The following is a 13,435-nucleotide window of genomic DNA, read 5'->3' as shown; positions in this document are numbered from 1 at the left end:
GTTGTTCTTATCATGGGCCGATAATGGGGTAGAACCCCCTCAAAACTGCCAGCTGCGGAGCAATAAACAACGAGGGCACCATGGGCGCCCTCGTTGACTAATTCAGATGCACGAGATCGATGGAGTAATTCGCTTTCTCGCCTCGATGATCGCGCAATATCTCGAGGTGTGCCGCATGTGGTGATTGGAAGGTGAGTGTTACCTGGGCATCCTGCGAGGGTAGCGAGGCATACTTCCCGTCCCCGGTCTTTGCCACCACCACGGCGCCCCCGGTGGCATTCGCAAGATCGCGAGGCGGGATGACCTTGAGCTGGTCGCCATCGGTCTTTTGAATCACCGTTATCATCGCGTCACCTGCCTCGACGGGTATCCCGCGCATGGCCCAACGACCCAACAGCGACTGAGATGTCATCTCAGCTCCCATGGCGACCTGTGCGACCAGGCACATCCAGAGGCAGGCGACGGCCAATACGATCCGGGGAGCGATACGTGCCGACGATCGCGAAGCTTTCGCGGGATGCCACATGATCATGAATACATCTCCTTATGATTGTCCCTGAGCCCTGGCACGAACGAATTGCGATGTCGAAGCGAAATTCGTCCTGGGTACTACAGTGCATCCTAAAAGGGCGATGATGCCGGGTTCAGAGGACGATATCTCACTGCATATGATGATTGCAAAGCAACATGCGCAATGCCCATACGGCATATGACAGCTGACACCGCATACTCCTGCATTCAATGCTGGACTTGCCCGACTCTCATAGACATTTCGGCCCTATGATTGGACTTGCCCGGCTCTCATAGACACTTCGGCCCTATGATTTGAGCATAGGAGGAAGTGCCATGAGCAACCAGAGATTTACCCCGGAATTTAAAGACGAGGCCGTTCGGCAAGTCATCGAGCGCGGCTATTCAGTGGCCGAAGTATCCGAGCGGCTCGGCGTGTCGGCCCACAGCCTTTACAAGTGGATCAAGGCTGCAAAACCGGATGATTCGGAGCAGCGTGTCAACGTCAGCGGCGCACGCTTTGGTATGGCCGGCCGGATGCCGCCATGTAATCGCAGGATGCCGAAGATTGATGCGGGAAACTTCCCCACCACTCGCCCAAATTCGCTTTGAAACTCACCTTTCTGCCAGCGATCCCATAGTTCAGCCTTTTGCGCGTTGGTTAAGCCCGGTCTTCCCAGTGTGGCCATTGGTCACCTCTCGACGGTTAAGCCGAATATTCAGGTGTTGCAACGACCAATTGGACCCACCGCCAGGTACTTTGCTCAGCAGCCCGAGTGAAGTACCGGTTTATCAACGAGCATAGGGACACCTACCGCGTGGCCACGATGTGTCGCGTGCCAGGCGCTTCGCGCAGCGGCTTTTATGCGTGGTTGCACAAAACCCATGTCTGAAGGCATCGTGTGGCCCAGATCATGCGTGCGCACAAGATCAAGGCGTTACGGTGATACAAAGCACCACGCCACATCGCAGGCCGGCCCTCGATCATTGCGCCCAATCATCTCAATCGGGCCTTTACCGTCGAGCGGCCGGATCAAGTATGGGTGACGGATATTACCTATATCCGGACGTGGCAGGGCTGGCTTTATCTGGCGGTCGTAGTGGATCTCTATGCCCGCAAGATCGTGGGGTGGTCAATGAAGCCGACGCTGGCGCGCGAGATCGTTCTGGACGCCTTGTTCATGGCCGTGCTCCGACGCAATCCTCAGCAACGCGTTCTCGTTCATTCCGACCAGGGGACACAGTTTGGCAGCGATGACTGGCGGCGCTTCTGCCGAGAACACAACCTGCAGCCCAGTATGAGCCGACGTGGCAATTGCTGGGACAATGCCATCGTGGGTCCTTCTTCAGCAGCTTGAAGAAGGAACGTATCCGCAAGCCCGTTTATAAAACCCGCGATCTCGCCCGTGCCGATATCTTCGACTACATCGAGGTCTTCTGCAATGGAACCCGTTGTCATAGCCACATCCGCGGCGTCAGTCCCGAGGCCTTTGAACAGGCTTTTTGTGAGGGTGCGGAGTGTCTAAGAGCAGGGTAAGTCCAACTTAAGATGCAATAACCTACGTTTTCATTTTTTCAATCTGTCTCGGGATCTTCGATTGCAAACGATGATTGCGGGATTTATTCTCAAGCTTCCTCGATAGCTCCGGAACCACTTCGAAAACAAGGCATCATCATGAGGGTAATGTGGTTCACAGGAGGAGTGGATAATCTTGCAGGCACGATTTTATGTGGGTTTCAGATTATTTTGACCCGGGGGTGAGATGAATATTGTCAGAAAGTTGGTGCCATGGCTTGGCTTGTTCGTTGGAGGCCTCACATGCACCGCATCATGCGTGGAGACAATCCCGACATCAGCTGATCATCAAGGGGCGGGGGCGATAGCTGAGGCTATGCTTGCCCAAAGCAAAGTTGCGATGGGAGGATGGGCGTGGGACAAAATCTGCAGGATAAAGGTGCAAGAAGATGTTCACGTCGCCCAATTAGCGGGCACGATGGAATACTTGACCGATCTCTGCGCCAAGCGCATGGCAGGCAGTGCTCATGTTGGGCCGTTTCAACAGGCTATGGGTTACGATGGCCAAAGCTATTGGCATAGCAGTAATGGCAATCACCTTGTAGTGCATAAACCACCGACACCTTCCGAAGTAACTCAGCTTTACCAGAATTTCAGTGCATGGTGGTATCCAAAGCGTTGGCCAGCCAAGATTGTTGCCGCCGGACGAGTCAGCAGACAGGGCAAGACATTTGATATAATACATATTATACCCAAAGGAGGGGTGGCTCTAGACTTGTGGATTGATGCCAAGTCCCACCTTATCGCTCAACTGGTTACTACTGAGGACAAAGACAAGATCACCACTCAATGGGATGATTATCGTGACGTACAGGGCATACAACTCCCTTTCCGTACATTGAGTATTCCGAGTGGGCAGCAGGCCAGGCAGCTGTCCCAAGTCATACAGGTTCATCTGAATACCAGTGTGACTCAGAAAAATTTTGATACTCCTGTTCTGCATACGGCACTATCCTTGCCTGCCGGCGCTGACCAAGTCAGCTTGCCATTTGAATTTGAACATGGATATATCTATCTGCCAGTCACCATACAGGGTCAGCACTTTCGCTTCATGCTGGATAGCGGTGGGACCAACGTGCTATCGGAACGGGTGACCAAGGAGTTAGGACTTGCCAGCCAGGGGCAAGCGACCGGGATGGGCCTAGGCTCCGGACATGTTGCTCAAGCATTTACAACAGTCAAGCACATTTCTCTAGGCCATCAATTGAGTTTTGACAATCAGACCTTTGCTGTTCAGCCCATGCTGGATGCAGACGGCGCGATCGGTGGATTGGAGCTGTTCAACGGTTATGTGGCCAGCATTGATTATGCAGCAAGGAAAGTCATTCTGATCCGCTCGGCGGCCTTTCATCCGGACCCCACGGCTATTCGCCTGCCTCTGCATGATGTTCATCAGCTGCCAGCCGTTTGGGCATCGGTAGGTGGTATTGGTGGTTGGTTCGTGCTTGACACTGGATTCAATGATTTGATGGATCTGCTTGCGCCATTTTCTCGAGAGCATAATCTATATCGACTGTTTCATGCTGAGCAAGGGAAGGGCAAGATCCATGGCTACGATGGAGTCATCCAGGACCTTGTCGCGCATAATCAACCATTCGAATTGGGTCCGATTCATGCGCAGCTTCCTGAATTTACGCTTGGTACTGACACCAAGGGGATGAATGGCATGGAGGGTGTGGCAGGCTTTATAGGAAGCGGTGTACTAAAGCATCTGGTAACTACATTCGATGATTCCGATCAGGTGGTGTATTTAAAGCCCTCCAGGTACTGAGTGCACTGCCCCAACTTGAGCATCCAATCGCCAGCCTCACGGCTTAGCCCGTTCGAAGACCTTGAGACGGATGCCATCCGGACCACCGTAACTGCCTGACGGAGCAGGGTACGCATTTCCTGTTTCTAGGAGTATTTGCAGGATCATTGCCAACAATGGTGATGGTGTTTGCAATGCATCTACACCGCCCGAGAAGACCCCCGAGCAGAGAGTAATTGGGCAGGGTGGTTTGACGGCATTGCAGTAGCCCTGTCGCCAGTCAATATCCGTTACGTCACATTTACCCTCAGGCGGTAACACTTTTGATCAGGTAGGCATTGATGATTTGTGAAGCGCTATGGCAACCCGAGGCCTCATCTTTGTTTTGGGGCGCGTCACAGCATCGGCCTGGACCGAGCCTGGGCGGTCATAATCGAGCTGCCAGAACCTGGCGCGCTCGATGGTCAAGAAGAACAGATCCAGTAGCTCGAACCGAAACGGCTTGCCAGCTGGCGCATAGATCGCATCTTCGCGGATGTACCTGCCTTTCCAGCGATCAAGCAGTGCGCCCAGCTAGCCACAACGATGCAGCCGCAGCAGGCGAAGCACAGACCACGGCACACGACGCGTGCCAGATATCCAGTGCTGGACGGTGCACAGGGTGACGCCGAGATAGTCGGCGCAACGCTGCGGACTCAGAAAGCAACTGTGCAGCAGACCCTTGAAGCCGGACGCATCCAACATCCATGCGGGTCTGGATCCCGCGGCGGCGACGACGGCGCGGAGCTGGCTTACTGGCCTCACATCCCACTTCGCATAATGTATATTATGTAAAATATGAAGTCTGGTCTAATGGGGCCTGTGAACGCGACACCATGAACCTTGTTCTGGATTCGATGGACCGCAGCCGCTGACAGTTATGACTTTGCTTTGTAGCCATGATCGTATTTGTTGTTATGTAACGCATATGAGTCAGCTTGATGACCGGAACAGCTGTCAGCTGTTCCGGTGCTTGGCCAGCTTGCCGAACCGTCCTTGTCCGGCGCGTTTGGCCAGTGGCCGTTCCGCGTACCTGGCCACCATCCGGCCATCACGCCAGCCGCCCATTTGCTGGGCTTCCTCCGTGGTGCCACCACTTTCGATCAGATCCTGAGTTGCACCCACGCGTGTCGAGTGACCGCTGAATGTCGGTGATTCGATACCGATCAGTCGCGCGGCGCGCTTGTAGATCACGCCGATTTCCCGTGTGGTCAAGGTTGGCCAGATCAGACGTTCGGTGGCATCGCTGGACTGGATGGGTTGATGATCAGCGTTATGCTCGAGCACACGATGAAATGCGAATGGTGAAGGACCGGCCACGGCTTGCCACGCTTCCAGGTCGGCCATGGTTTCGGGCCGCAGATAGCGCAGCTGTCCTTGGCCAAGCTGGTCAGTCTTGGACTTCCCCACCCGGTAGGCACCGCTGCCGTCCGGATCGCGGAAGATACGGTCCCAGCGTATGGCGACCAATTCGGCCGATCGCATGGCCAGATCATAGGCCGCGTTGATCAAGGCGGCATCACGCAAGGCGCGTCGGCGTTGTGCCTCGACCACTGCAGCCTGGTCTTCCGGCTTGGCATGGCGGGCCGGAAGATCCAGATCCGGATCACGCAGCATGGCGACCATCTGCTCGACCTGATCAAGGCCGAGGCCGGTCGCCTGTTTCTGCTCGCCATGAAGGCGGTCTCGCAGCAGGTCCCGCCAATAATCCCGGGCAAGTTCCGAGGCCATCGGATCGGGGCAGCCATAGCGACGGTTGACTTCGGTAATGGCCCAGACATGATGCTCGATGGTGGCTTTCTTGCGCTCGCCGGCGACAAGCATGTCTATAAATCTTTTAAGATCAATGAATTCAGTCGGCAATACTGTAGCGCCGGTATGCATGCAGAACGCCAGCCAGTTCAGCCAGTCCGAAGCCAGTCCTCGGCGGCTGTTGGGCGCCAGCCCGGTGATGCCCAGCTCTGCACGCTCGGCGACATATCCGGCGGCAACGGCTCGCTGACTGTCATCAAGCTCGAAGCGCAGCCGCCGGCCTGTCGGCATCGCAATACTGGCAGGCACGCCCGGCTTCGGTTGTTCGGCCAACGTGGCCAGATCGCTGACCGTCACCGTAGCGTCGTGGCCTGGATGACTGGCGGCAGATTGCTTGCGCAATTGATCAAGCAGGCGCCGCTCCTCTGAAAATGCCAATGCCGGGTAACGCGGCGCCTTGGGCTCCACGAGCTTGCGCGGCCGGCCGCGAGGTCGTTTCGGGGGATTGCTGCTGTCGTTCATCGGGACTCGGTATGGAAGAGCATGTCACTCCCCTGCTCCTGTTCCGCGACCTCTGGACGGCAGGGCGGGCACGATAACGACATGTTGACGGCAGGGGACTGTTTTTATGGTATTTTACCATAAATATACCAATCTGATAACTGCCATTGTCAGATGATGATAAATTGGATGAAAGGATGGATTCTGCTGTGTTGGATTCGTCGCAATGCCTCGTCTTGCGATCATCTAGCCGCCGATTGCAGCCCCTCTGCAATGCGCAGATCTGACAAGGACTTCGGGCCTGTCTTGTCCTTGGCAAGCCGCTCTTGCTGTCAGTCAGCGACAGGTCTGCACCCCACCCGGCTTGTTCGGGATCCTGCTCGTAGATTCGCGATCAGCTGACCGGGATGGTCCACGCCGACGGCCATCACCTCTCCGTCGAGCAAGGTGATCAGTACATTAGGTGCACCCAGTCCAGCGTATCGGCTGATCTGACCATGCAAGTCACGGAAATCGGCAGGCTTCACATCGACGATCTGCTCCCTGTCAATGCAGCGGTCTGTCAACAATCCATATCTGAGATACAGATGCTGATCATCCACGGAAACAGGCCGGATACTGGCGGCACGGTATTCTGCCCACAGCCAAAGTGACCCCATCAAGGATGCCGCTGTGGTGATATCAGCTACCGCAGGATGCCGATGATGCAGTATCAAATGGATGATCGGCATGGGAATCAGGTTGATGAAGGCCCAGGCACGCCAACAGCTGGCATTGCCGCCCTGCTCCCCCGTTCCGAAATGGGTGCTGCCGGCAAAAGAGTTCGTGTCGGGTTTGCGGGTCAAAAGCGCATAAATCCAGAACCTGCGTTCCCAGCCTTGCACCGCATGCAACCATCTGCCTTTGGCACCTGGCTCAGTCTGAGCTTGAATCAGTGCCGCTTCAGGATTTGCAGCATGCCTGGCCTGCCATACCTTGATCACCATAATCAGTTGGTAGATCAGAAAAAGAACGGTGGCAATACGTAACGGCAAAGGCCCTGCTCCATGAAATCAACAGCGAAGTGCTCTCCGTATGGCGATGCTTCGCCTTGGGTCTGTTGTGATGATACCGGCTGCTGTCGGAATGGCCGAAGTGGACGACAATGCAATCTGCCACGAAGATAATGATCACCCTCGTGCCAGATAGTCAATCCGGCATGCCGCCAGGTATTGGCCGGCTGGGATTTTGACTCGACGGCGAGATGATGGCGCCAGCCATCTCAGCCTTGCCATGCCATGTCTTTACCAGACGTCCCGTTATTGGTAGCTCGTTCAGCCGCAGGTCGAGGTGAGCTCAAATCTGCGGCATCCATGCTCCCAGTTGCTGGGCAGAGGCCTATTCATCGTGCAGTTTCATAGACACTATCGATTTATGCCCCCTAATGCGTATCGGTCGAGCTGGCTATAGTGACTTGGCTGCCGCAGTACGGTGCATGCCGACGCAACGCCTGCCGGGCATCACCTCGCATCATGTCGGAGTGGCATGCCTTTTGGCTATGGACATAAATCGGCGGCCTATAGGAAACCTCTATTAACCCTGAATTCTCGCATCCGGCTTCATGCAACCCATTGATTCAATGATGCAGGTGGCGGTGCCTGATGAGTTTTTTCGAGGTTCCCTATACACCATCTATTGAGAGGATGATTATGACCCACCATATCCCAGCCGTGACACTGAACAACGGAATCAAGATGCCGATTCTTGGTTTCGGCGTGTTTCAATTGCCGGAACCGGCTGAATGCGAGCGGGCTGTTCACGAGGCCATCGATGTCGGTTACCGCCTGCTCGACACGGCCACCTCCTATGGCAACGAGGAAGCTGTGGGAGCCGCTATCCGCCATCACGGCATTGAACGCGGCGAACTGTTTCTCACGACCAAGCTCTGGCTTCAGGACGCTAGTTATGAAGGCGCCATGGCGGCCTTCGAGCGCTCGCTCAACAAGCTGCAGGTCGATTATCTGGACCTCTGGCTGATTCACCAGCCTTACGGTGACGTTTATGGCGCGTGGCGCGCCATGCAGGAGCTATACAAGGCCGGCAGGATCCGCTCGATCGGCGTAAGCAACTTCTATCCGGATCGTTTGCTTGATTTCGTCCTGCACAATGAAATCACGCCGGCCGTCAACCAGATCGAAGTGCATCCCTTCCATCAGCAGGAGGAGGCGCGGCACTTGCTCCGTGACTGCAAAGTGCAGCCTGAAGCCTGGGGACCGTTTGCCGAAGGAAAGAACGGCTTGTTCAGCAATGAAGTCTTGCAGTCCATCGGTGACAAGTACGGCAAAAGCATCGCCCAGGTCGTACTTCGGTGGCTGATTCAGCGCGACATCGTGGCCATTCCGAAATCCGTGCGCAAAGATCGCATGGCCGAAAACTTCGATGTATTCGATTTCGAACTGGATGCTGCTGATGTCGCAAAGATTCATACGCTGGACACGAAAGCCAGCAGTTTCTTCGATCACCGCGACCCGGCCATGGTGAAGTGGTTGGGCATGCGCAAGCTATGATCCGAAGCACCTCGACTGGATAGAGATGATCCGACTCAGCTCGAATCTCAAGGTTCCATCGTCGCCAACCTGAGTGAGCTCGTCAGACTGCCGGCATCTCAGCCTGTTGCAGATGTCCTGCACAATGGCATCGAGCCAGCCCGGTGCCGCCGAGAAGCTTGAAGCCGGCAACGAAATGTCTGTCAGCATGAATGGCTGACAGGCCTGGCCACTGCTGTTCTGCGTATGGGCTGGCAAAGCGGACGGGTGTCTGACTTCCCCGTTGAAGCAGGAGACGGAGATCAGTACGTCAGCAGCATGTCAGGGACGACGACGAGGCAACAGGTAGCGCAGCACGGTATCAGCCAGCCGTCCATAGGGTGGCCGCAGAAAGGCCGGCAGATTCCAGCGCCCTTGTTTGAAGATGCCCTTGGCATGGCTCATGGATCGAAAGCCTTCGATGCCGTGACAGGCCCCCATGCCGCTGGGGCCGATGCCGCCGAAGGGCAAGTCGTGCTGGGCGACATGCAGCAAGGTATGGTTGATGCCGACATTTCCTGAGGTGGTCCGGCTCAGAAGCTGTCTGCACGCCTCATCCTGCGTACCGAAATAGTACAAGGCCAAGGGCCGTGGTCTGGCATTGATATGGGCGATCACTTCGGCCATGGTCCGATAGGGATGTACCAGCAGAATCGGCCCGAAGATTTCTTGCTGCATGATCGCCATCCCGTCATCGGCACCGATGACCAGGGTCGGAGCCATGCAGCGCTCGCGCTGCCCTGCCCGCTCCGGATGCAGTCCGCTTTCAATGATTTGTGCACCGTGCCGACGTGCATCTGCCAGCAGCCCCTGCAGACGCTGATGATGCTTTTCACTGATGATGCTGGCGCAGTCCTTTCCGGCCGGACCTTCCGGATATGCCGAGCGGACACTGGCGTCGTACTGGCGGACAAATGCGGCCATGTCATCCTGATGGACCAAGGCGTAATCGGGAGCCACGCAGGTCTGGCCGCTGTTGGACAGCTTGCCGAACACGATACTGTCCAGTGTCCGGGCATTCACATGCCCGCGGGCAACCACTACCGGGCTCTTGCCGCCCAGTTCCAGGGTTAGTGGCACCAGATGCCCGGCGGCGGCACGCATGACCTGATGTCCGACGGCTGTGCTGCCGGTAAACAGCAGATGATCGAACGGCAAGGCGCTGAATGCGGCTCCCGTATCAGCGTCTCCGGTCACGACGGCCACCTCGGTTTCTTCAAAACAATCGGCCAGCAAGCTTTGCAGCACGATATTGGTCTGTGGCGTGAATTCCGAGGGCTTGAGCATGACCCGGTTACCTGCCGCCACGGCCGTGGCCAATGGAATCAGTGCCAGCGAGACGGGATAATTCCAGGGCACCATGATGCCGACCACACCTTTGGGCTGGTACTCGACCCAGGCATGGCCGCTGCGATAGGTCAGCGCCACCTGCCGGCGTTGCGGTCGCATGAATGCCGGCAGGTGGCGGCGCAGATAATCGATGGCCTGAACCACGCCCACCAGTTCCAGCAACGCGGTTTCATGCCGGGAACGATACCCGAAGTCGGTGCTGACGGCATCTTCCAGCGCCTGGCGACGGAGCAGTACAGCCTCACGCAGACGCGAGAGTGCCTGGCGACGTTGCGACAGCGTCGGCGGGCCCTGCTGCAGCCAGCTGCGACGCTGCTTTTCCAGCAGGGTCATCATGCTTTTTCACCGTGACTGGCCATGATCTTAGACACAGGACAGCGCGTGGAAGGACCCTCTGTCAAGGCCGGGACTGATTCCCTGATGATCCTCCGTTTGATCCGGCTCAGGACAAGTTGACGGCGGCAGAGGATAATCACAGCCTCGCCCACGCCGGCACGGGGACGAATGCAGGCGCCACCTGTGCGTTGTCGTCGGCGTCAGTCCCATGCCTTCACCCGCTTGCAGGACTTCCGTAGATGAAACGCCATATTGCCCAGATCGCCTTGCTGGTCGCCGATCACGACGAGGCTATTGCCTGGTATGCCCGCGCCCTGGGCTTCGCGGTCGTCGAAGATATTTCATTCACTGCCGACCGTCGCTGGGTAGTGCTGGCACCGAGTGCCGACAGCGAAACCCGCTTGCTGTTGGTCAAGGCGACCACCGATGCGGAACGCGAGCAGATCGGGAATCAGGCCGGAGGTCGGGTACTGCTGTTCCTGCATACCGACAACTTTGAGCGCGATCATGCCCGGATGTTGTCCGAGGGGGTACATTTTCGCGAATCCCCCCGCCACGAAGCCTATGGCACCGTAGCTGTCTTCGAGGACATCTGCGGCAATGCCTGGGATCTGCTGCAACCGGCTTGATCGATCGCCGGATTGCCAGGCCCTCCGGGACGGGGTTTAGTTCTGCGATGCCCGTCGCGGGTCCATCGCGAAATAGTGCCGTCTTGACCAGCGGCACCGTTGGGGACATCTGGCTGCGCCATTGCCCTGCACTTCCATTGCAATGCCGCCGATATGGTCAGGTCGGTGCCATCTGAAATGAGCCGGCTGTCAGCCGGCTCCATAAATCATGATTTGCAGACTCAGCCCGCTTCGATAAAGCGCTCGGCATCATCGATAAAGGCTTTCTCGCCGATCGGGGCTTCGTTGGAACCAAACGGCATCTGTGCGCGCAGCCTCCAATGGGCGGGAATATTCCATTCGGCAGCCGCGGCAGCATCAACGACCGGGCTGTAGTGCTGCAGGCTTGCACCGAGACCGGCTTCGCGCAGAGCGACCCATACCGCGAACTGGGCCATGCCGCTGGACTGTTCCGACCAGATCGGGAAGTTGTCGGCATAGAGCGCGAACTTTTCCTGCAGGCCCTTCACGACATTCTGGTCTTCGTAGAACAGGATGGTGCCTAGTCCGGCCGCAAAGCTGTCGAGCTTGGCGGAGGTCGCGACCAGTGCCTCGGCCGAGATCAGCTTGGCCAGCTCCTGCTTGACAAGGCCCCAGAACTTGATGCTCTGCTCACCGTACAGGATCACGGCCCGCGAGCTCTGTGAATTGAACGAGGAAGGTGCCTGCTTGATCACATTCTTGATAAGTGCCGAGGTGGCGGCCTTGTCGATGGCGGCATTGCGACCCAAGGCATACTGGGTGCGGCGCTGGGTGATGAGCTCGAGCAATTGGCTGGACATGGGCATGGTTCCTTGCAGGATGGACGACGGGATCGCGCATGACCGGGGTCTTGGCGATATGAATCAAGCATAGTCCGCACTTCGCTCCAATTCAGCCAGCGTACCGGGATCAGCTTGTTTCCAGCGGGAAACAATCGGGACACATCAAGGCCGGATCTGGCAAGTCGCCTCCGCGTCAGCGTCGAATTTCCAGTTGTTCCAGCACTTGCCCACGGGTTTCAATGCCATAGCCCCATACCGCCACGGCGGCGAGCAGTGGCACCAGCGCCAGTCCGTAGAAGGCCGGTCCCAGATGCCCGTGCTGCATGGCTCCGGAGATCACCAGCGGCGCGCCCAGCGAAGCTATTTTCAGCCAGGCGCCACCCAGACCGGCGCCGATGGCACGGATGCTGGTGGGATATTGCTCGGGGGTGTAGACATAGGCGGTAAGAAAGCCGCAGGACATCAGCCCCAGCGCCAAGGCACAGAGGCCAGCGACCAGATAGACGGATTCGTGCCGGAACAGTCCGGCCAGCACCAGACTGAGCGTACAGCCCAGAAAGGAGTGGACGATGACCGGCTTGCGCCCCACGGCATCCACCAGCAAGGCCGAGGCCAGCGAGCCGAGCAGGCTGCTGACCGATCCGGCCACCGCCAGATTCAATGCCAGTCGCAAGGGGGCGTGATAGACCTCTCGATAAATTGTCGGCAGCCAGGACGACAGGCCATATTGCAACACTCCGCAGGTGATCCAGATGGTAGCCACCACCAAGGTCCGCCGGAGATAGTCAGGTCTGAACAGGTCGCGCGCCCGGCGTGAGACCTGAGTATCCAGCAGATGCTGAAAGCTCGCGACTCTGGCGGGATCCAAGGCGACCGGCTCGGCCTCCGCCACCGCGCGCTCCAGCCGCGTCAAGGCCTGGCCGGCTTCCGCCAGGCGCCCGCGGCCGGCCAGCCAGCGCGGCGATTCCGGTACCAGCCACGGCAGGCTGACGGCGATCAGCAGCGGCAGACCACCCACCCAGTACATGCTGTGCCAGCCATACGTCGGCACCAGCCAGGTGCTCAACGCCATGGAACTCAGCAGGCCCAGCGGGAAAATGGTTTCATACATCAGGACAAAACGGCCACGGCCTTCGGCACGGATGATTTCATTGATATAGCTGGCCGCCACCGGCAATTCGCCGCCCAGTCCAATGCCCTGAAGAAAGCGCAGCAGCATGAACAAGCCGTAATGATCAGTCAGGGCACAGCCGATGCTGAGCAGCCCGGTCAGTCCGGAGCTGAGCGTGATGGCTCTGATCCGGCCCCAGCGCTCGGCCAGCAGCGGAAACAGCAAAGCTCCTATCAGCTGCCCGCCGGCGCCGGCTGACAGCAGAAAACCAATCTGCCAGGGCGTCAGCGACCATTGCCGGATCAGCAGGGGCAGAACCGCGGCAATCGAGATGACATCGAAACCGTCAAAGAAAGTTGCGGCGCCCACCATGATGCGGGCCCGAATCTGCATCGGGGTCCCGGTCAGCTGTTCCAGCCGGGCAATCACGGCACCGTGGACGGGAACGGCGGTGGTGCCCGCCGGCGGCTTGGCGGCGGGCGGCGGCCCGCTGGCTTGATTGCTCATGTCCATT

At 57.6% G+C, this 13,435-nt stretch carries 11 protein-coding genes and 1 pseudogene; 4 read left to right on the top strand and 8 right to left on the bottom strand.

The features are described 5' to 3' along the window. Window positions 1-97 precede the first annotated feature (97 nt). On the bottom strand, window positions 98-532 hold the full coding sequence (locus FRAAU_RS09075; RefSeq protein WP_014403241.1) for a hypothetical protein: 435 nt from the start codon (window positions 530-532) through the stop codon (window positions 98-100). Window positions 533-846: 314 nt separating this feature from the next. Between FRAAU_RS09075 and FRAAU_RS09065 the strand changes: the two are divergent. Both FRAAU_RS09065 and FRAAU_RS16955 read left to right on the top strand, forming a co-directional pair. Beyond that, window positions 847-2,047, top strand: a pseudogene (locus FRAAU_RS09065) (IS3 family transposase). 355 nt (window positions 2,048-2,402) lie between these two features. Continuing rightward, window positions 2,403-3,857 (top strand): retropepsin-like aspartic protease, encoded by a 1,455-nt coding sequence (locus FRAAU_RS16955; RefSeq protein ID WP_169314756.1) that lies wholly within the window; start codon window positions 2,403-2,405, stop codon window positions 3,855-3,857. Between the two features lie 306 nt (window positions 3,858-4,163). Here the strand turns inward: FRAAU_RS16955 and FRAAU_RS18015 are convergent, their stop codons facing one another. From FRAAU_RS18015 to FRAAU_RS09045, 4 genes are all read right to left on the bottom strand, one after another. Beyond that, window positions 4,164-4,400 (bottom strand): DUF3653 domain-containing protein, encoded by a 237-nt coding sequence (locus FRAAU_RS18015; protein WP_425598089.1) that lies wholly within the window; start codon window positions 4,398-4,400, stop codon window positions 4,164-4,166. A gap of 9 nt (window positions 4,401-4,409) precedes the next feature. Next, window positions 4,410-4,580 (bottom strand): helix-turn-helix domain-containing protein, encoded by a 171-nt coding sequence (locus FRAAU_RS17400; RefSeq protein WP_169314755.1) that lies wholly within the window; start codon window positions 4,578-4,580, stop codon window positions 4,410-4,412. A gap of 252 nt (window positions 4,581-4,832) precedes the next feature. After that, a complete protein-coding gene (locus FRAAU_RS09050; protein ID WP_014403238.1) occupies window positions 4,833-6,149 on the bottom strand; it encodes a tyrosine-type recombinase/integrase in 1,317 nt (438 codons plus the stop codon). A gap of 311 nt (window positions 6,150-6,460) precedes the next feature. Next, window positions 6,461-7,162, bottom strand: coding sequence for a hypothetical protein (locus tag FRAAU_RS09045; protein WP_014403237.1), 702 nt, complete (start codon window positions 7,160-7,162; stop codon window positions 6,461-6,463). Between the two features lie 606 nt (window positions 7,163-7,768). Between FRAAU_RS09045 and FRAAU_RS09040 the strand changes: the two genes are divergently transcribed. Further along, the gene (locus tag FRAAU_RS09040; protein ID WP_245546348.1) at window positions 7,769-8,674 is read left to right on the top strand and encodes an aldo/keto reductase; all 906 of its coding nucleotides are present in this window, start codon (window positions 7,769-7,771) and stop codon (window positions 8,672-8,674) included. 300 nt (window positions 8,675-8,974) lie between these two features. Here the strand turns inward: FRAAU_RS09040 and FRAAU_RS09030 are convergent, their stop codons facing one another. Then, window positions 8,975-10,378, bottom strand: coding sequence for a coniferyl aldehyde dehydrogenase (locus tag FRAAU_RS09030; protein ID WP_014403235.1), 1,404 nt, complete (start codon window positions 10,376-10,378; stop codon window positions 8,975-8,977). Window positions 10,379-10,617: 239 nt separating this feature from the next. On the opposite strand from FRAAU_RS09030, the gene FRAAU_RS09025 reads away from it, so the two are divergent. Then, the gene (locus FRAAU_RS09025; protein ID WP_014403234.1) at window positions 10,618-11,007 is read left to right on the top strand and encodes a VOC family protein; all 390 of its coding nucleotides are present in this window, start codon (window positions 10,618-10,620) and stop codon (window positions 11,005-11,007) included. A 221-nt stretch (window positions 11,008-11,228) separates the two neighbouring features. Here FRAAU_RS09025 and FRAAU_RS09020 read toward each other — a convergent pair whose 3' ends face one another. Continuing rightward, window positions 11,229-11,828: a nitroreductase family protein gene (locus FRAAU_RS09020; RefSeq protein ID WP_014403233.1), complete on the bottom strand. Its 600-nt coding sequence runs from the start codon at window positions 11,826-11,828 to the stop codon at window positions 11,229-11,231. A gap of 175 nt (window positions 11,829-12,003) precedes the next feature. Beyond that, the gene (locus FRAAU_RS09015; RefSeq protein WP_014403232.1) at window positions 12,004-13,428 is read right to left on the bottom strand and encodes an MFS transporter; all 1,425 of its coding nucleotides are present in this window, start codon (window positions 13,426-13,428) and stop codon (window positions 12,004-12,006) included. Window positions 13,429-13,435 lie beyond the last annotated feature (7 nt).

The organism is Frateuria aurantia DSM 6220 (assembly GCF_000242255.2).
Classification (GTDB): Bacteria; Pseudomonadota; Gammaproteobacteria; order Xanthomonadales; family Rhodanobacteraceae; genus Frateuria; species Frateuria aurantia.
This window is presented reverse-complemented; position numbering and strand designations above follow the sequence as displayed.

Excerpts from the sequence above, each read along its gene's own strand:
- FRAAU_RS09020 (WP_014403233.1), bottom strand. The coding sequence starts at position 11,828 with ATGTCCAGCCAATTGCTCGAGCTCATCACCCAGCGCCGCACCCAGTAT.
- FRAAU_RS09075 (WP_014403241.1), bottom strand. The coding sequence starts at position 532 with ATGATCATGTGGCATCCCGCGAAAGCTTCGCGATCGTCGGCACGTATC.
- FRAAU_RS09040 (WP_245546348.1), top strand. The coding sequence starts at position 7,769 with ATGAGTTTTTTCGAGGTTCCCTATACACCATCTATTGAGAGGATGATT.
- FRAAU_RS17400 (WP_169314755.1), bottom strand. The coding sequence starts at position 4,580 with ATGTTGGATGCGTCCGGCTTCAAGGGTCTGCTGCACAGTTGCTTTCTG.
- FRAAU_RS09030 (WP_014403235.1), bottom strand. The coding sequence starts at position 10,378 with ATGATGACCCTGCTGGAAAAGCAGCGTCGCAGCTGGCTGCAGCAGGGC.
- FRAAU_RS09015 (WP_014403232.1), bottom strand. The coding sequence starts at position 13,428 with ATGAGCAATCAAGCCAGCGGGCCGCCGCCCGCCGCCAAGCCGCCGGCG.
- FRAAU_RS09050 (WP_014403238.1), bottom strand. The coding sequence starts at position 6,149 with ATGAACGACAGCAGCAATCCCCCGAAACGACCTCGCGGCCGGCCGCGC.
- FRAAU_RS09025 (WP_014403234.1), top strand. The coding sequence starts at position 10,618 with ATGAAACGCCATATTGCCCAGATCGCCTTGCTGGTCGCCGATCACGAC.
- FRAAU_RS16955 (WP_169314756.1), top strand. The coding sequence starts at position 2,403 with ATGCTTGCCCAAAGCAAAGTTGCGATGGGAGGATGGGCGTGGGACAAA.